General features: G+C 36.9%; 18 protein-coding genes. 4 read left to right on the top strand and 14 right to left on the bottom strand.

The window, feature by feature from the left end; all coding sequences use genetic code 11:
• Positions 1-9: 9 nt before the first annotated feature.
• Positions 10-420: a thiol-disulfide oxidoreductase DCC family protein gene (locus ASG38_RS15980; RefSeq protein WP_056073414.1), complete on the top strand. Its 411-nt coding sequence runs from the start codon at positions 10-12 to the stop codon at positions 418-420.
• A 51-nt stretch (positions 421-471) separates the two neighbouring features.
• On the opposite strand, the gene ASG38_RS15975 is transcribed toward ASG38_RS15980, so the two are convergent.
• The 3 genes from ASG38_RS15975 to aroC form a co-directional block, all read right to left on the bottom strand.
• Positions 472-1,395, bottom strand: a complete 924-nt coding sequence (locus ASG38_RS15975) for a T9SS type A sorting domain-containing protein (protein WP_056073411.1) — start codon at positions 1,393-1,395, stop codon at positions 472-474.
• A 101-nt stretch (positions 1,396-1,496) separates the two neighbouring features.
• Positions 1,497-2,552 (bottom strand): T9SS type A sorting domain-containing protein, encoded by a 1,056-nt coding sequence (locus ASG38_RS15970; RefSeq protein WP_056073408.1) that lies wholly within the window; start codon positions 2,550-2,552, stop codon positions 1,497-1,499.
• 106 nt (positions 2,553-2,658) lie between these two features.
• Complete coding sequence (gene aroC / locus ASG38_RS15965; protein ID WP_056073405.1) at positions 2,659-3,714, bottom strand: chorismate synthase; 1,056 nt, start codon at positions 3,712-3,714, stop codon at positions 2,659-2,661.
• A 139-nt stretch (positions 3,715-3,853) separates the two neighbouring features.
• On the opposite strand from aroC, the gene ASG38_RS15960 reads away from it, so the two are divergent.
• Positions 3,854-4,678 carry a UDP-2,3-diacylglucosamine diphosphatase gene (locus ASG38_RS15960; RefSeq protein WP_056073771.1) on the top strand — a complete coding sequence of 275 codons (825 nt, stop codon included), beginning with the start codon at positions 3,854-3,856 and terminating at the stop codon, positions 4,676-4,678.
• A gap of 141 nt (positions 4,679-4,819) precedes the next feature.
• A complete protein-coding gene (locus ASG38_RS15955; protein ID WP_056073402.1) occupies positions 4,820-5,308 on the top strand; it encodes a hypothetical protein in 489 nt (162 codons plus the stop codon).
• A gap of 51 nt (positions 5,309-5,359) precedes the next feature.
• Here ASG38_RS15955 and ASG38_RS15950 read toward each other — a convergent pair whose 3' ends face one another.
• The 11 genes from ASG38_RS15950 to ASG38_RS15900 form a co-directional block, all read right to left on the bottom strand.
• Positions 5,360-5,812 carry a protease complex subunit PrcB family protein gene (locus tag ASG38_RS15950; RefSeq protein WP_056073399.1) on the bottom strand — a complete coding sequence of 151 codons (453 nt, stop codon included), beginning with the start codon at positions 5,810-5,812 and terminating at the stop codon, positions 5,360-5,362.
• 2 nt (positions 5,813-5,814) lie between these two features.
• Positions 5,815-6,945, bottom strand: a complete 1,131-nt coding sequence (bshA, locus tag ASG38_RS15945) for an N-acetyl-alpha-D-glucosaminyl L-malate synthase BshA (protein ID WP_056073396.1) — start codon at positions 6,943-6,945, stop codon at positions 5,815-5,817.
• 320 nt (positions 6,946-7,265) lie between these two features.
• A complete protein-coding gene (locus ASG38_RS15940; RefSeq protein WP_056073393.1) occupies positions 7,266-7,721 on the bottom strand; it encodes a DUF1801 domain-containing protein in 456 nt (151 codons plus the stop codon).
• A 25-nt stretch (positions 7,722-7,746) separates the two neighbouring features.
• Positions 7,747-10,656, bottom strand: coding sequence for a glycoside hydrolase family 3 N-terminal domain-containing protein (locus tag ASG38_RS15935; protein ID WP_056073390.1), 2,910 nt, complete (start codon positions 10,654-10,656; stop codon positions 7,747-7,749).
• A gap of 16 nt (positions 10,657-10,672) precedes the next feature.
• Positions 10,673-11,155, bottom strand: coding sequence for a hypothetical protein (locus ASG38_RS15930; protein ID WP_056073387.1), 483 nt, complete (start codon positions 11,153-11,155; stop codon positions 10,673-10,675).
• Between the two features lie 5 nt (positions 11,156-11,160).
• A complete protein-coding gene (locus ASG38_RS15925) occupies positions 11,161-11,769 on the bottom strand; it encodes a hypothetical protein (protein ID WP_157486193.1) in 609 nt (202 codons plus the stop codon).
• A 31-nt stretch (positions 11,770-11,800) separates the two neighbouring features.
• On the bottom strand, positions 11,801-12,592 hold the full coding sequence (locus ASG38_RS15920) for a (Fe-S)-binding protein (protein WP_056073383.1): 792 nt from the start codon (positions 12,590-12,592) through the stop codon (positions 11,801-11,803).
• 37 nt (positions 12,593-12,629) lie between these two features.
• A complete protein-coding gene (locus ASG38_RS15915; protein ID WP_056073381.1) occupies positions 12,630-13,076 on the bottom strand; it encodes a hypothetical protein in 447 nt (148 codons plus the stop codon).
• A gap of 46 nt (positions 13,077-13,122) precedes the next feature.
• Positions 13,123-14,451, bottom strand: a complete 1,329-nt coding sequence (locus ASG38_RS15910; RefSeq protein WP_056073378.1) for a (Fe-S)-binding protein — start codon at positions 14,449-14,451, stop codon at positions 13,123-13,125.
• 9 nt (positions 14,452-14,460) lie between these two features.
• Positions 14,461-15,432 (bottom strand): MlaD family protein, encoded by a 972-nt coding sequence (locus tag ASG38_RS15905; RefSeq protein ID WP_056073769.1) that lies wholly within the window; start codon positions 15,430-15,432, stop codon positions 14,461-14,463.
• 57 nt (positions 15,433-15,489) lie between these two features.
• Positions 15,490-16,683 (bottom strand): N-acetylmuramoyl-L-alanine amidase, encoded by a 1,194-nt coding sequence (locus ASG38_RS15900; RefSeq protein ID WP_056073376.1) that lies wholly within the window; start codon positions 16,681-16,683, stop codon positions 15,490-15,492.
• Positions 16,684-16,817: 134 nt separating this feature from the next.
• Between ASG38_RS15900 and ASG38_RS15895 the strand changes: the two genes are divergently transcribed.
• Positions 16,818-19,511 carry a putative LPS assembly protein LptD gene (locus tag ASG38_RS15895; protein ID WP_082482256.1) on the top strand — a complete coding sequence of 898 codons (2,694 nt, stop codon included), beginning with the start codon at positions 16,818-16,820 and terminating at the stop codon, positions 19,509-19,511.
• Positions 19,512-19,519: the final 8 nt, after the last annotated feature.

The following is a 19,519-nucleotide window of genomic DNA, read 5'->3' as shown; positions in this document are numbered from 1 at the left end:
TTAGGCATAATGAACTTACCCCAGGATAAAAAAATCATTTTGTTTGACGGAGTCTGTAATCTCTGTGATTCTTCTATACAATTTATCATCAAACATGATAAAAAAGATATTTTTCGGTTTGTAGCATTGCAATCAGAAATAGGTTTAGAAATAATAAATCATATTGGTATTGATACTTCAAAAATAGATTCAATACTTCTATACGAACCTGGCAAAGCTTATTATTATAAGGCTGAAGCCGCATTGAAAATTGCCAAAGAATTGGGAGGTATATACACAGCTATTAGTTGGTTTTCTATACTCCCTAACTTTTTAACCAATACGGTATATGATTATATTGCCCGTAACCGATACAAATGGTATGGAAAAAAAGAAGCCTGTATGATTCCTACACCTGAATTAAAAGCAAAATTCTTATAATAAAAAAAGCCAAACTTAAAGTTTGGCTTTTTATTTTTATCTTAAAACTAATTAGTTTTTGATAATCTTTTTAGTTACTGAACCTTGGTCAGAGTTGATTGTCATCATATAAACTCCTGCAGCCAAGTCAGCGATATTAATCTGAGCAGAAGAATCTCCGTTTAATTTAGCAGTTTTAACTGTACGTCCGTTCAAATCTGTAAGGCTAACTGAAGTCAAAACAGAATTCAAATCGTTAGAAATGTTTACCAAACCATTAGATGGGTTAGGATAAACAGAGAAATTAGAAGCAACTTGCTCTCCAACTCCTAAGGCCAAATCCGTCATAACGATATTATCAACATAAGCGAATCCTCCATAATTATCGTGAACAAATCTAAGCTGCTGAACTTGCTCAGTAATTGTAGTTGCTCCAGTACGTATTAATACATTATCTACATAATATTTAACTTCTGTACCATTTACTTCAATCTTTAGGTTATACCATCTGTTCGCTACCCAGGAAAATCCTGCAATCGGGCTCCATGCCAAACCTGTACCTACTGTTTCAACAGTTGCAGCATCTCCTTCATAGTTAAATTCAAATCTTGAAATATAGGATGTAGCCCCAATTAACTGCATTCCAAAATTTGATGCATCAAGTGCACTTATATAATAATCTGCAGATATTGAATAATGTGAAGATGCTAATGGTGTAAATGCATAAAACGCACCCATTATTGTATTTTGCTGTGGCCCATATAATTCATCTTCGTCTATTTTTAGAGATTGTGTACCGTTAGAAGCAAGAGCATTTGTAACAACTTGGTTTTCAATATAATTACCATCTGGATCTCCAGTTACGACCCATCCGTTTTTATTATGGATATTACCTAAAGTATAACCTTCAGAAGCTTCAAAAGAAATTGTAGTTTGTGCATTGATTGTAAAAACAGAGCCTAATAAAAGCCCTGCTAAGAGTAATTGTTTTTTCATTATAAAAGTTTTAGTTCACTAGCAAATGTAGGTTTTTACCGGCAAACAAAAAAAGCCATTAAGTTAAAACTTAATGGCTTTAAGAAATTGTTAACTAAAATTTAGTTCTTTACAATCTTTTTAATTACTGAACCCTGGTCAGAACTAATGTTCATCATATAAACACCAGCAGACAAATCAGAGATATTAATTTGAGCAGAAGAATCTCCATTTAATTCAACTGTTTTAACTGTACGTCCGTTCAAATCTGTAAGACTAACTGATTTCAAAGCGGAATTCAAATCATTAGAAATAGTTACTAGACCATTGGACGGATTAGGATAAACAGATAATTTAGATGCAAAGCTGAAATCTTCTTTGCTCAACAAAGCTACAGTTGGCGTTGCAGTTACTACAAAGTTATCAAATGTGTGTTCAGCAGAAGCAGCATTAGTAGTTGGAACAGCAGAAACAAAATCTACTTCCAATGGTTCAAAAGGACCAGCATAATTCACAGCATTAACTCCAACTTCAAATCCAGGCCCTTTCCATATAACTGCTCCGTTTGTTGTATTATAGGCAACTCCTATTCTATACCATGTATTATCTGTTAAAACTATAGGTGTATTACCTGCACCTAAAGTAATTAAATAAGTTCCATAAGTGGCCCCATTTTTCAGATAAGCTACACCTGTTAAGGTTTTAGTATTTGGCACATATACAAATCCTCCTAAAATTCTCGAATTAGTACCTTCAGCACCAAATATATTTACTCCATTTTGGGCTGTACTAGTTGAAGCCGGACCTGTAAAAAAGTCAAATTCTAACTGTATAATATTGTTTCCTGTTGTTCTGGCAGCCCATGAAGCATCCAAGCCGTCTTTCCACATAAATCTACCTCCCTTATTTCCATTAGTTGTAACGATTTTAAGTCCATTTGAGCTTTGACCACTAGCAACTATTTGAAAATTTGATGGTCCCGCATTTGTCGCTGTTGTAGGATCTTGACCATTATTTGCTAAGACAGACCACCCCCCTTGACCAGGAGTAGCACCTGTAATATCTGCACTAACATTCCCTACTGTCAGACTGTTAAAATTTTCAGATTGTAATACTTGCGCATTAACACTAAAAACAGAACCAAATAAAAGTCCTGCAAAAAGTAATTGTTTTTTCATGTTTTTTAATTTAAATGATTTTCAGACGAAATTAATGATTAAACATATATGTATACAATTTTTATTGTTAAAATTCTATTCGAAAAATTGTTAAAACAAACAAAGACTAAATTTTATGTAATAAAAAATAATCTGCCAAAACCAGTGAAGCCATAGCTTCAACTATAGGGATCGCTCTTGGAACAACACACGGATCATGTCTTCCTCTTCCCTGCATTTCTACAATATTACCATGGATGTCCAAAGTCTCCTGTTTCTGCATTATGGTTGCAACAGGCTTAAATGCCACTCTGAAATAAATATCCATTCCGTTACTGATTCCGCCCTGGATACCGCCGGAAAGGTTTGATTTCGTAGTACCATCCGGATTATAAAGGTCATTGTGCTCACTTCCTTTCATTCTTGCACCGCAAAAACCGCTTCCATATTCAAAACCTTTTACAGCATTTATTGAAAGCATGGCCTTGCCCAGTTCAGCATGAAGCTTATCAAAAACCGGTTCACCTAAACCAATCGGAACATTTTGGATAACACAGGTTATCGTTCCTCCAACAGTATCGCCTTGTTTTCGTATTTCCTTGATATAATCTTCCATTTTTTTGGCAGTGGCTTCATCCGGACAACGAACAGGGTTGCTTTCCGTTTTAGAAAAATCCAATGCCTGATACGGTTTGTCAATAAATATATCTCCAACTGAAGAAACAAATGCATTGATTTTTATGGATGGAATCACCTGTTTCGCAATAGCTCCTGCCACTACTCTGCTTGCCGTTTCCCGGGCTGAGCTCCTGCCACCACCTCTGTAGTCTCTGATACCGTATTTTTTTTCATAGACGTAATCAGCATGGCTTGGCCTGTAACTTTCCTTAATATGGGAATAGTCATCCGACTTCTGATTGGTATTGGGTATAATAAAGCCAATAGGCGTGCCCGTTGTTTTACCTTCAAAGATTCCCGATAGAAATTGCACTTCGTCATCTTCTTTGCGTTGTGTTACGATAGCGGATTGACCCGGCTTTCTTCTGGACATTTCATAGCGAATTGCTTCAATGTCTAATGTAATTCCCGACGGACAACCATCAATTATTCCTCCTAAGGCCTCTCCATGCGACTCACCAAAAGTGGTAAGCCTGAACAGATTTCCAAAACTATTTCCTGCCATTTTTATTTCATTTTATCGCAAATGTAGCGATTATGCGACAGACTTGAACTTAATTATATCATCACTATATGTTAACATTATAATAAGTAACATGTCGGGTATCTTTTATTTATTTGTTAAACTTTTAAAGCACAATAAATTGAAAAAAAGAGTTGTTGATTTAGTAGTAATCTCAGATGTGCATCTGGGTACTTTTGGTTGCCACGCAAAAGAACTCCACAATTATCTTTGCTCTATTAAGCCCAAAACCTTAATCTTAAACGGAGACATTATCGACATCTGGCAGTTCCGAAAATCGTACTTTCCAAAATCCCACCTTAAAGTAATCCGGAAAATTTTAGACTTCACTTCAAAAGGCACTCAGGTATATTATATTACCGGAAACCATGACGAAATGCTTCGTAAATTCAGTGATTCAAAAGTGGGTAATTTTTCTATCATTGATAAGCTTGTTTTAGATTTGGATGGTGAAAAAGCATGGTTTTTTCATGGTGACGTATTTGATTCTTCTGTACACCATGCCAAGTGGATTGCCAAACTTGGCGGTATTGGTTATGACTATCTGATTCTGCTCAATCGCTTTATTAACTGGTGTCTGACTAAAATAGGCAAAGAGCCCTATTCTTTTTCAAAAAAGATAAAATCAGGAGTTAAATCTGCTGTTAAATTCATATCGGATTTTGAATCCGCTGCTATAGACCTGGCTATTGAAAACAAATACAACTATGTTGTGTGCGGTCATATTCATGAACCCAAAATACTAAACCAGACAACTAAAAAAGGAAAAACAGTATATCTTAATTCCGGTGATTGGGTAGAAAATCTGACTGCCCTCGAGTACAACAAAAAACGTTGGAAACTATACCGCCATTCCGAAAATGAGGAAATTATTGAAGAAGACTATCTCGAAATGGAGACAAAATTGAGCGAAAAACTGATGTCAAGCTTTTTTGTCATGAAATAAACCATTAAAAACGGCCTTATTTTTCCTTTGATTATCAACAATTTATAAAATTTGTAAACTTTTTTGTGTTATATTATTCACAAATTAACGTTTTTTGGCAATATTATTGCTACCTTGTATAAAACTCTAAATTAAAATTTTATGAAAAAATTATTTTTATCAGCTTTTATGCTAGCGGGAATGGCATTCAGTATGCAAGCCCAGGAAATTTCAAAAAATGCATTGGGATTACGTCTTGGTGACAATGACGGTTTTGGTGGTGAGATTTCTTATCAAAGAGGTTTATCAAGCAACAATCGTTTGGAAGTAGACTTAGGCTGGAGAGATAGCAACCACGTTGATGCTATCAAGTTGACAGGTCTTTACCAATGGGTATGGAACATTGAAGGAGGCTTCAACTGGTACGCTGGTGTTGGTGGAGGTCTTGGTACATGGAGCTATGACTACAGAGGAGCTGATGACAGCGGTACATTCTTTTTTGCTGCCGGTGACATAGGTATTGAGTATAAATTTGATATTCCTTTGATGCTGTCTTTAGATTTCAGACCTGAGTTTTATTTCAACCACGACGATTTCAGAGATGATAGTTTCGGACCAGACATCGCATTGGGTATCCGTTATACATTCTAAAAACAGATATAGTTATAAAAGAAACATCCCGAATATTCGGGATGTTTTTTTTTATTGAAATATGATTTCTTTAGTGGAATTGATTTTGACAATTGTAAAAGGATTTGTCAAAGCCATGGTGACAATATCACCGGAACCGGGACTGGTTTCCTGCACATCTACATATATCTTCTCTCCTTTTTCTGTCACATTTTTGACTTTAATTGCATAACCGCCCGTATTTCTTTGTCCCATAAATAAAGCGACGATTCTTTCTTTTGTAAAATCAACTTTTGGCACCTGAGTATCATTAATAGCCTCATATAGTTTTTCTAACGAAGCCTTATCTTTAATAACTTCATACGATTTTGCCTCTTTTCCCTGATAGGCAGATTCACTTAAAATCTGATATAGGGCTGTTTGTTGCTTCTTGTTCACATTTTCAGGTTTTTGTTCAGTGGCTTTTTTAGTACTGCCGCAACAAAACAGCAGACAAACTAAAGGCATCAGGATTAGTTTTTTCATAATTACTTGTTTTTTAATGCCTTTTCATAAATGGCTTCATATAAAGGCATGATGTTTAAGATATCAAACTGTTTTGCCACATTCAGGGCATTTTGTTTAAATTTACTCAATTCTTCATCATCTTCCAAAATTGCCAGTGCATTTTTTGCCATATCATCTACATCGCCTACATCGCTGAGATATCCGGATATTCCGTTAAAGTTAACTTCCGGAAGTCCACCGGAATTACTTGAAATAACCGGAACGCCACAAGCCATTGCCTCCAATGCTGCCAAACCAAAACTTTCTGTTTCGGACGGAAGCAGGAACAAATCCGTATAACATAATATTTTATCAATATCGTTACTGTTTCCGAAGAAGATTACCTTATCGCTGATTCCTAACTCTTCACAAAGAATTTCTGCTTTTTCCTTTTCCGGACCTTCACCTACCATCATCAGTTTGGCCGGTATTTTCTTTTGAATTTTATCAAAAACTTTTACGACATCAGGAATTCTCTTAATCGCTCTGAAATTACTGATATGTGTTATGATTCTTTCCTCTTTTGAAGCCATCAAAGCTCTTTGACAAGGTGCATTTTCATCAAGTCGCGGTTTATTGATTTCTATAAAATTCGGAATGACTTCGATGTCTTTTTTAATATCAAAAAGTTTGTATGTCTCGTCTTTCAGACTCTGCGAAACCGAAGTAACTATATCAGACTTGTTAATACTGAAAGTCACGGCAGGTTTATAAAAAGGATGGCTTCCTACCAAGGTAATGTCTGTTCCGTGAAGTGTTGTCACCATTGGTATTTTGATTCCTTCATGTTTCAACATCTGTTTAGCCATATATCCTGCATAAGCATGAGGAATGGCATAATGAACATGAAGTAGTTCTATTTTATGCAGTTTTACCATATCAACCAACTTACTGGAAAGAGCCAATTCATAAGGTTGGAAATGAAATAACGGATACTCCGGAACGTTGACTTCGTGGTAATGAACATTAGGATTAAGAAGCGCCAATCTCACCGGTTGACTATAGGTGATAAAATGTATTTCGTGTCCTCTTCTGGCCAGTTCAAGACCTAGTTCTGTGGCGACTACGCCGCTACCACCAAAGGTTGGATAGCAAACAATTGCAATTTTCATAATTACTCCTAAAATGAGTAACGAAAATACTCAAAAAAGTAAGGCAAAACTGAATTTCCATTAAAATTAACGCTTATGCAATCTTTAGTGCAAGTGGTCTGTTTTTATAGAAATCCCTCTTTAATTTATTATAAAAATTAGGTTAAATATATCTTTTTGGTAAAATGATACGCAACCTATTTGAATCCTCAGCATCTCATTAATGTAATGTATATCTGGCTGAAAAAGATACCGGACATATCTTTTAAGGCAAGGTTTGTTTTAGTTTTAATCAAAAAAGCCAATCTCTAAACAAGATTGGCTTTTTATTTATGTAGTCTTTATTTTCTAAATGCTCCTTCGTACATCTCAATCCATTTTTCAGGTGATATTTTTCCAAACAGTTCCCCTAGCAGCTCATAAGGAATCTGGTCCATTTTTTTAAAACGGATGCAGCTTTTTCCCATATCAAGTTTAAGTTTAGAATGTTTTGGATATTCATTCACAAACCAATCTAGCAATTTTGGGTCGGCATAAATTCCCATATGATATAATGCTATAAAGTTTTTCTGCGAAGCAAGGCTTAAAAAAGGCAATGGAATTTCAGGGTTGCAATGGTAGCCATCAGGATATAATGAAAATGGTACACAATAACATAGCATGCCATAGTTTATATTCTCTTGAAAACCTTTGGGAAGCTGTTCAAGAATACTATTTCTTAATTTGTTCATAGCTTCTTTCCTTTCTTCAGGAAGACTATCTAAATATTCTTGTGGGTTTTTAGCCGTTGACTGCATGATGTTGTTTTAATTGTTTAGGCTCCTAATTTTCTATTGCATCATAAATTACTTTCTGAATATTCTCGCGTACATTTTCTTTTGACAAGGTATTCGGTGCATTGGAATCCGGATAGGTTCTGTTGGAAAGGAAAATATAAATAAGCTCTTCTTCCGGGTCAGCCCAGGCCATCGTTCCGGTAAATCCTGTATGTCCAAAGCTTGATTTAGAAGTACAGCCACATGTTGGACCTGATGTACCTGGCAATTGAGGCTTATCAAAGCCTAAAGCTCTTCTGTTTCCTTCTTTACAAAAATAGCAAGTATTAAAAGTATCAAAAGTAGCTGGACTAAAAAACTGTATGCCGCCATAATTTCCTTTTTGGAGATACATCTGCATAATTTTAGCCAAATCTATTGAATTGGAAAAAACACCTGCATGGCCGCCCACTCCATCCTGCATGGCTGCCGCCATATCATGCACATAACCCTGAATGGTCTGATATCTGAAATATTTATCTTCTTCTGTAGGTGGTATAACACTCATGTCGAATTTTCTCAACGGATTATAGGTCGTACTATTCGCGCCTAACTTCTTATAAAAATTCTCTTCAGATAGTACATCCAGTTTCTTTCCGGTTTCTTTTTCAAGATACTCTTTCAGAATTATAAAAGTAAAGTCGCTGTATTTGTATTCTTTTTTTGGCAATAACTTACTCTCGGCAATTTTCTTAATGATAGTATCCTTATAATCATTTCTTAGGAACAGATTTTCTGCTACCTGTAATGAAAATTCAGGCGTCAATGTATTTTTATAATACTTATCGCTAGGTTTTTTATCTGCATTTAGCGTAGCCTGATAGAACGGAATCCACGGCTGGAGTCTTGCATAATGCGATAGCAATTCCTTAAATGTGATATTCTTTTTATCCGTATTTTCAAAAGCAGGAAGCATCGTTCCTAACCTGGTATCAAGAGTAATTTTTTTCTGGTCGTAAAGTTGCATCACATCCGGTAATGTAGACACAATTTTTGTTAGGGAGGCCACATCGTATATATCCGAATTTTTGACTTTTACTTCATTTTTATAATCGTGGTAGCCATAGGATTTCTGGAAAACGACTTTTCCTTTTCTTGCTACCAATACCTGAATTCCCGGTGTCATTTGCCTTTCGATGGCATTATTAGCAATAAGGTCAATTCTCGCCAGTGCTTTTGAACTCATACCGACATTTTCTGCAGCCGTAAATCCAAGACGATTGAGTTTTTTTGTTTTCAAACCGTCGTTAACCTTAAAGGTCGTTCCAATGGAAACCGGCAACTTTCCTTTTGCATCGATTGCTCCAAAAATAAGCTGACCCGAAACATTCTGTGCGACATCACTATTCTGATAAGAAACTACCAATCCTTCAATATCGCTGAATGAATTGATAGGGATAAGAGAATAAGGTTTTGTAAAAATATCAAGGATAACCTTATTATTCTTTGCTATTTCCTGGATTTTGACCAATTCGTCTACCGTAAAATCATGTTTTTTCCAGGCCCCATCCGCTTTATGATATCCAATTATGACCGTTGTATATTTTTTCAGGTCATCAATCAGCAGATGCAAACTGTCATTGGAAACTTCAGTTACTTCAGTGTACTGCCTTAATGTATTAAGGAAAGAAGTATTCGTATCGTCACCCAGTTTTACATAGGCAATCTTTTCATTAGCTACATCTTTAATTGGCAGAATTTCATTTTCGTTCTTTAAAACCGTTACCGCATTTTCATACAATTGATATTGCAGGGCTTGTGCATCAGCATTATTCAGGTCATCATAGATATACGGAATCTCAACCGGTTTGTAGTTGTTCAATCCGGCAAGATATTTATATCTTAATATTTTTTTTACTGATTGCTCCAGTCTTTTTTCAGAAATGACAGTATCCTGAATGGCTACACAAATTTTCTCTAAAGCTAAAGGAACGTTCTCGGCAAAAAGCAAAATATCATTTCCAGCCTTAAAAGCTTCCAGGTCAATATCTCCCGGTTGCTTAAAATTTGTTGCTCCTTTCATATTCAAGGCATCAGTAAAAATAAGTCCTTTGAAATGAAGCTCATTCTGCAGGACATTGGTTACTACATTATAAGAAAGTGATGTTGGGTAATTTTCTTTCGGTTCAAGACTTGGAACGTTCAGGTGTGCCACCATAACGCTGGCAAGGCCTTCACGGAACAATTTTTTATATGGATAAAATTCAATATCGTTAATTCGCTGTTTGGTAAAATTCAGCATTGGTAGCGTATGGTGCGAATCGGTTTCCGTATCACCATGTCCCGGAAAGTGTTTTCCTGTTGCAAAAACACCCTGGTTTTGAATTCCTTTCATCAAAGCCAATGCTCTTTCGGTTACATTCATCTTGTCTTCACCGAAGGAACGGTTACCAATAATTGGATTTTTAGGATTGGTATTAATATCCAGAACCGGCGCAAAATTGAACTGAACGCCCATTCTTCTGCTCTGCTGTCCGTATTTTTCACCCACTTTTTCAATCAGTTTCATATCCTGAATAGCTCCAAGCGTCATATTCCACGGATAGCGGATGACCGAATCCAAGCGCATTGCCAATCCCCATTCTGCATCAATTCCAATAAAAAGAGGTACTTTTGATTTTGATTGGAAACGATTGGTTAGTCTTGCCTGACGTACAGGTCCACCCTGAAAGAAAATTACTCCTCCAATATGTTGTTCCCTGATAAGTTTGTCAATTGCATTAAAATGCACACTGTCTTTATTGGAATAGGCGGCAACCATAAAAAGCTGCCCTATTCTTTCCTGCAATGTCATTTTATTATAGATGCTGTCGACCCAGATTGTTTCTTTGGTTCTATCTAAAACTAATTTAGGCTCACGAAGCTGCGAAAAGGCAATCTGACTGATGAACAGTAGTGCTATAACAAAATATCTCATTCAAGTAAAATTTGGTTTAGAAAAAACGGCTATGCCAGCTTTCACGTGCTGGTACTTCCCAATATTCGTGCCATTCTCCAATAGTGTTAACGAGATTATTGAAAACAATTGTGTTTGCAGAAACGGCCTTTTCCTTGGCCATTTTTTTAAATTCGATTAATGGTTTGTGAGCAATGTGTTCACCAAGTTTGAATGTAACATTCATCTTGTCCAATAAATCGACATTGTATTTTTTCTCCAGTTCCTGTATAAACTGTACGGAACTATCTATAGAACAACCTGTTGCAGATTGCACTTCCTGATTTACGGCTAAAATGATAAATCTGTTGTATTGCAGCAAATAAGATGCTTCAAGGCCCGTTCCGTGGGCCGCCCAATTTTCAACAAATGCTTTAAGGTCTGATTCAATTTCAGCCATTTCATCATCTGTGAATTTTCTATTGGATTGGTATATCCAGATTCTCGATTCATCTGGCATATTTTCAAAAGGAATGTACATGGTTGTTATATTTTTTTAATGCCCTGGATTACTTTGTAGTATCTGAAATCCCTGGCTTTTGCATCATAAAATTCTTGTTCCCAGTATTGTATGGAAACTTTGTCATTTTTCTTGAGTTTATTCTCTATGAAGAGATTAGAGTCTTCAAAGAATGTCAATACCAAAAATGTGTGGTTCCTGCCAGAATTATCCTTGACAATCACGGTAAGGAATTGCTCCGGTTTTATTTCTATAATCTTTCCTTCAAGGGTAAGAGCCGGTATTTCTTCTATTTCTTCTCCGGATTCAGATTCCATATCGGCAAACATCATCAATACATCCGGACAAACACTTGCCATTTTAATCCCCACATCACCCCCTAATTTTTCCATAGCTCCTTCTGCTTCCATAACATTGCCGTATTTGGCAGTTACTTCTTTTTCATGGCTGGAAAAACTTGAAATAATACACAGTCCTAATTGCATTTGTACCTTTTCCGAAGCTGCATCTTTCAGCATATCCTTTTTTTCGCTAGCACAGGAACAAACTTCTTTTGTTATCACATCAAGAATATCCTGGCTTTTAGCGTTCAAACAGAATAATGACAGTACAAATACAAATAATGATTTTTTCATGAGGGAATTAATTTCTTCAGTTTATAGCTTCTTACAGGTCTCTGGCATTTGCTATCAATTCTGCAACATCCATCACTTTTATTTCGGCTTCTTTCTCTTTGTTTTTTACACCGTCGGTAAGCATTGTATTGCAAAACGGACAACCTGCAGCAATAATCTGAGGAGCTGTTTCCAGAGCATCTTCTGTACGCTCGATATTTACTTCTTTATTTCCAGGCTCTGCATCTTTGAACATTTGCGCGCCACCGGCACCACAACATAATCCGTTTGCTCTTGAGCGTTTCATTTCGACAAGCTCAACATCCAGCTTTTGGATTAGTTCTCTTGGTGCTTCATAAATTTTATTAGCCCTACCAAGATAGCAAGGGTCATGAAAAGTAATTCTTTTTCCTTTGAACTGACCACCTTCAATAGTAAGTCTGCCTTCATCCAAAAGAGATTTTAAGAACTGGGTATGGTGTACAACTTCATAAGTGCCGCCCAATTCCGGATATTCATTCTTTAACGTATTAAAACAATGCGGACAAGCCGTTACTATCTTTTTTGCCTCATAAGCATTCAGTACTTCAATGTTCATCATGGCCTGCATCTGGAACAAAAATTCATTTCCGGCTCTTTTTGCAGGGTCACCTGTACAGCTTTCTTCCGTACCAAGTACTGCAAACGAAACACCTGCCCTGTTCAGAATCCTGACAAAAGCTTTGGTTATTTTTTTTGCTCTATCGTCAAAGCTTCCGGCACAACCTACCCAGAAGAGTACTTCCGGTTGTTTTCCCTGAGCTAACATTTCGGCCATTGTAGGCACTGATAAAACTTCTGACATATTTTATATTGTTTCGTTGTGGGCTAATTCTACCCTATTATTCGTGTTTTCCGTCATCAAAAACCTGTATGGTTACTTCCTTCTCAACAAGGTCTGTAAATTTTCCACGGTAGCGGGTTGCCTTTACCAAATGATTGTCAATCCAATGGTAGTTTCCGCCACGCGGTTTACCCATAACCATTCCATGATATTTAAATCCGTGAATTTTTAACCATTGTTCCGTAATCTCACGATGGGCTTCGGTTCTTGAGGTAAAAAAGAAAATGATATGTCCTTCGTCATACCATCTGTTCAATGTAGCGAGTGCGTCAGGATAGACGGCTGCCGTTAACATTCTTTCGGGTTGTTCGTTTGGAATATCATCACAAATTGTCCCGTCAATGTCAATAAGGTAGTTTTTAATTCCTTCCGGCAATATCGGGCTAATCTGCTCTCCGTTTTCGGTAGCCGATACCAGGTTTTTATCAATATCTTCTGTCTTCATTGCAATCCTAGTTAATTCATGGAAGATTATTCAAATCTTTTACCTATCAATTTTCATTTTTCCAGTTCAGCCTGTCCTGCTGACTGTACTGCCACGGAGCTCCATTGTTTTCGACATTGGTCATCATAGCATTTAATGACATTGGAGCCGCACTTTGTTCCATTACCAGATAACGTCGCATATCCATAATGATGGATAACGGGCTGATATTAACCGGACATTCTTCAACACAAGCATTACAGCTCGTACATGCCCAAAGTTCTTCCGGAGTAATATAATCGTTCAGTAATGTTTTATTGTCTGCGACAAAAACTCCTTTATTGGCATCGATATTCTTTCCAACTTCTTCCAATCTGTCACGCGTGTCCATCATGATTTTTCTAGGTGACAGCTTTTTACCCGTAATATTTGCCGGACAGGAAGAAGTACAACGACCACATTCCGTACAGGTATAGGCATTTAGGAGTTGCACCCAGTTTAAATCCTGAACATCGCTTGCTCCAAATTTTGCAGGAGCTACGTCAGCATCGGCTGCCGGAGCAGCAAACGGGTCTGCGTTTGGGTCCATCATCAATTTAACTTCCTTAGTTACCGATTCCAGATTGTCAAATTTCCCCAGCGGATTCAAATCTGCAAAATAAGTATTTGGGAAAGCCAAAAGAATATGAAGATGCTTTGAAAAATAAAGGTAGTTCATGAAGATTAAGATACCCGCAATGTGCATCCACCAGAAAACTCTTTCCAAGATAAGAAGCGTTTCTGTGCTTATGCTATTGAATACAGGTGCTACAAACTGGCTTATAGGAAACGACCCTGCCTGAATAAAATGAGGTGCTCCTCTTTGTTGTAATGTAAAATCAGCGGCATTCATCAATAAGAAAAGAGCCATCAATACGATTTCAAAATAAAGGATATAATTGGCATCGCTTTTTGGCCAGCCTTTCAAATCGTTATGGATAAATCGTTTCAGTTTGATAATGTTCCTTCTTACCAAAAAAGTAATTACGGCAACCAAAACTAAAATAGCCAGTATTTCAAAAGCCCCTATCAATACATCATAAGCGGTACCCATAAAAGCAAAAACTCTATGTGTTCCGAAAAGTCCATCAATAATAATTTCCAAAAGTTCTATATTGATGATAATGAACCCGACATAAACGATTATATGAAGTATTGCAGCTATTGGACGTTTGACCATTTTGGACTGCCCTAAAGCCACCCTGGCCATATTGGCCCATCGTTCACCTTTATTATCTGAACGATCAACAGCTTGCCCCAGCTTGATGTTACGGATAAGTTTTTTTACGTTTGATATGAAAAATCCAAAACCAACAGCCAGTAAAACCGCAAATAATATATTATCGATATAGCCCATTCTGCTTTCTTAGTTTTTAATAGTATCTTTTACCTTTTTTGTTTCTGTTTTAGGCTCAACATAAGGTGTTGCTTTTTTTCCGAAAACAGAGAAATGTACGTAACGCTTCGGGTTGTTTTTCAGGTCGGCAAGCAATTGTTTTAGCTCCAATGATGCACCTTCCAGATTGTTATACATTCCTTCATCTTTAAGCAGTTTTCCTAAAGAACCTTTTCCTGACTGTACATCATTAATGATGTTATCAACATTGGCCAGTGATTTCTCAAGTTTTTTTACAGCCTGTCCTAAATTAGCCTGGGCAATTGAATCGGAAAGCTTAGAGAAATTTGTCGATGTATGATCGAGGTTTGTGAAAGTATTATCAATTTTTGACTTATTGTCTGCTATTAATGAATTGACTCCTTTGGCTGCCTGACTGAACTCTTTCATAGTTGCTGCTAATTCAGCAATAGATGCCTGTAGGTTTTGTTGTGTCTTTTTGTCAAAGATATTATTGATATTCACTAAGAGGCTATCAGCAGAAACTACTGTTTTTTCCACTTTTTCTTGCAAAGGCGAAAGCTTATCGCCTATTGAGGAAAGCATGCCCGGTTTTATATCCGTTAAAAGCATCTGTCCGTTCTCTGCTTCTACAGGATCTTTAAAGTTTGGAATAATAGCAATACTCTTTCCTCCAATAAAACTTGGCTCGTAGATTTTAGCAACGCTTGATTTGGAAATAGGAAAATCGGTTTTCACCTGAAGTTCTACCAATAATTTTCCATTTTCATTTAAGGTAATACTATTGACTTTACCCACGGCCAAACCATTAATAGTTATGGGTGCAGATGGTGCCAATCCTTCTACTTCGTCATACACGGCATAGAATGTCTTGTAATCGTTAAAAAGGTCTCTCCCTTTTAAAAAACTATATCCCCAAATAAATAATAATATTGAGGAAATTACTAAAATAGCGGTCTTGACTTCTCTTGATATTTTCAAAGCTCTGGTGTTTTTAAACAAATTTAATTAAATAATTTCAAACGTTTCTCCAACAAGTTATTTTAATGCTTCCTGGATGCTTACTTTTTTGCCGTTTTTAAAGGCTATGAGGTAGGACGAGGTAAACCCTCTTGATTTGGCTTCCTGTACCAGTTCTTTTGCTTTTTCATAATCACTGGTTTCACCATACATATATTTATAAAGGTTTCCTTCAGAAATCATCGAAATATTTTCCAACCCTTTAAAATTGCTTGGAACCAAATCCAGTTTTGTACCACTTGCAGAAATCTGTACTTTAAACAATACGCCTTTTGAATCTGTTTTAGTTTCAGCAACCGGAGTCTTTGCTTCGGTTTTTTTAGGTTCCGGAGCTTTGGTAACCGGAGTTTTGGCACTGTCTTTCTTTGCCGTAGATGCCATTTCTTTTGGTCTTTCTACTTTTAGCGCTTCTTTATCAATCTTGTTTTCTATAGAAGTTCCTCCGTAATATTCTTTCTTATAGCCCATAATTGCATCTGCTATGGCTTTTGCAATTTCATTTTGTCCTTCTTCAGAGTTAAGATATTGTCCTTCTGTTTTATTCGATAAAAACCCCATTTCAATCAAAATACTAGGCATTGAAGTTTTATGCAATACCATAAATGGGGCCTGTTTTACTCCTCTGCTCTTACGGCTTAGCTGTTGTGTAAAATTATCCTGAATTTTACTTGCCACAGCAATGCTCTGGTCGAGATGCTCTTCCTGTATTAATGTAATTCCTATAAGAGATTCCGGTGATTTAGGATCATAGCCGGCATATTTTACCTTATAATCTGCTTCCAGGGTGATTACCTCGTTTTCATTTTTAGCCACTTCAAGGTTTGATTTTACCTTTGTAAGACCCATAACGTAAGTCTCTGTTCCGAAAGCTTCAGAATTTGGATTGGAATTACAGTGAATCGAAACAAATAAATCAGCATTTGCCCTGTTAGCAATATTGGCACGTTCAACAAGTTCTATAAATACATCTGTACTTCTTGTATATACAACATCAACACTAGGCTGTTTGTCAAGTAATCTTCCTACCTTTAAAGCAACAGCAAGTGCTATATTCTTTTCAACAAAACCATTCTTTACAGCTCCAAAATCTTTTGCACCATGTCCGGCATCAAGAACTACTTTAAATTTATCACCTGATTGACCAAAAGCAGCAAAAGATACAATACAGGTTAATACAGCGAGTGAACGTTTGAATTTATTACAGATGTACATATGTTGCTAAAGTTAATTTTAATAAAAATGCTATGGCTATAATTTTGATATTTCTTTATTTTTGATGAAAAATATATGTAAGTTTGGCACGTCAAAAATTAAGCCATATTTTTACAAAAATAGTATTTAAACCTTTGCGCACAAACTTATTTCATATCGTTTTATCAGCAATTTTCCTAACATTAGGAACTGCAGAAACTTATTCTCAGGAAGGAAAAAACAAATCTACCTCAATAGCTGCTGAAAAACAGCCAAATACAAAAAAAGATTCCGTCTCAGTCAGCTTGTCAGATATTACTAAATCTACTGATACTACTGCGCAAGATACTATCAAGCCCAAGAAAACTTTCCTGGAAAGCAGAGTAAAACGCAAGGCTGTTGACTATGAAAAAATGGATCAAAAGAAAAAACAGCTTACTCTTTATAACAAAGCGGAGCTGTATTATCAGGATTTTGAGCTTAAGGCAGGAATAATCGTTATGGATTATGAAAAGAACGAAGTCTATGCCGGAAGAATTAAAGATTCTGCAGGAAACTATACACAACGACCTGTTTTTAAACAGGGTACGAATGTTATTGAACCCGATTCCATCCGTTTCAACACCATTACAAAAAAAGCGCTGGTATGGAACTCCAGATCGGCTCAGGGTGAATTGAATATTAAAGGCGAGGTTACAAAAAAAGAAAACGATTCTGTTTATTTCATCAAGAATGCCAGGATAACTACTTCTAAAAATATTGACGATCCGGAATACTACTTTTTAGCCCGAAAACTAAAATTGGTACCCGGCAAAAAGGTTGTGGTTGGACTTACGAACATGGTTATTGCCGATGTTCCAACTCCTTTGGGAATTCCTTTTGCCTTTTTCCCTATGTCTAACAAAGGAACATCAGGTTTGATACTTCCCTCTCCCAACAATACAAACAGGCAGGGTTTTGCATTGCAAAACGGAGGTCTCTATCTTGCCCTTTCTGATAATTATGACCTGGCCATCCTTGGTGATTACTATACTAACGGAAGTTATGCCATGCGTTTTGAATCGAGTTATGCAAAGCGATACAAATTCCGGGGTAACGTAAACGTTCGTTTTGAAAACCAAATCCAAAGTGAGAGAGGTTTTCCAGACTATACCAAGGCTACACAGTACAATATTCAGTGGACACATTCACAAGACGCCAAAGCTAATCCGAATTCCCGATTTTCTGCTTCTGTAAACCTTGGAAGTAGTAAATATTACCAACGATCAATGAACCAGGCTAACGTAGGTTCTGCATTAAACAATACGTTAAGTTCCTCTGTGTCTTACTCCAGAACTTTTAATTCGGTTCCGCAGGTGAATATGTCCGTTACGGCTACACATTCCCAAAATACACAGACGGAAACTATCAATATGACCCTCCCTACATTTCAGGGAAGTGTGGACAGGATATTTCCTTTTGCTTCTGAAAATGAAAACAAAAGAGGCCTTATTAAAAACCTGAACATTCAATACAACCTGAATGCCCAAAATCAGATTACGACTAAGGATTCGTTGTTTTTCAAACCTCAAATGTTCAGGGATGCACGCGTTGGTTTCCAACATACAATTCCGGTTAACACCAACTTCAAGGTATTTAAGCATTTCAGTGTATCTGCCGGAGGAACCTATAATGAGGTCTGGTATATGAAAACCATTGAAAAACGATTCAATCCGGTATCACAAAAGGTAGAAAACTTTGACGTTCGCGGTTTTGATGCATTCAGAACCTATAATTTTTCTTCCAGTATTGGTACGACAATTTATGGTACGTTTAATTTCGGTGAAAACAAAAAGATTCAAGCCATCCGTCACGTCATGAGACCTTCGGTTTCTTATAGCTATACACCAAGTTTTGCCAAATATTATGACACCTATGACCCGGACGGAACCGGAACTATGCTAAAAGAATACAGCCGGTTTGAAGGAGGAATTTACGGTGCTCCGGGCAGAAATATTTCGAACAATATCGGATTCAGTTTAAGCAACACCTTTGAAGCAAAGGTGACCGATAAGGACAGTACCAAAACTGAACCTAAAAAGATTATGTTGCTGAACAACCTGAACTTCTCGACTTCCTATGATATGACAGCCGATTCCCTTAAATTGGCCCCATTGCGTGTGAGTGGAGGTACGGCATTGTTCAAGGAAAAAATGAACATTAACTTTGCAGCTACCCTTGACCCTTATGCATTGGATAATGCCAACCGAAGAATCGACAGGTTCAATATTGACAACGGAGGAAGTTTATTTCGACTGTCCAGTGCTAATATTACCATCAATTATTCTTTTTCGAGTACGGATGGAACAAATGAAAATGACAGGTCCGACCCTTTGAAAAATCAGGGATTAAGAAACGGAGGACGTGAGGATGACTTGTTTGGAACCGCAAGAGATTTGGGCGACAACAGACAGAGCCAATTTAATGATGAGGATACTGAAAAAGCAGAAAAAAAGACACGATTCTATCATGCTTTACTTCCGTGGAACATGACTCTGGCCTATTCCCTGACGTATAGTAATTCCAGCCGACAGAATGAAATAACAAACAATTCTGTGATGATTTCCGGAAATGTCGACCTGACACCCCGATGGAAAGTGGGAATATCAACCGGTTATGATTTTGTACAGAAAGGCGTTACGTTTACCCAACTTCGTTTTGAAAGAGATTTATTAAGCTGGAGGATGGATTTTAACTGGATTCCAATTGGAGATTATACTTCATGGGGATTCTTCATCGGAATCAAATCGTCCGTGTTGAGCGACATCAAGTGGGATAAGAGAAGACAACCAGACAGAAGACTACGTTAATTAAAATA

This window comes from Flavobacterium sp. Leaf359 (genome assembly GCF_001423985.1).
GTDB classification, from domain to species: Bacteria; Bacteroidota; Bacteroidia; order Flavobacteriales; family Flavobacteriaceae; genus Flavobacterium; species Flavobacterium lindanitolerans.
This window is presented reverse-complemented; position numbering and strand designations above follow the sequence as displayed.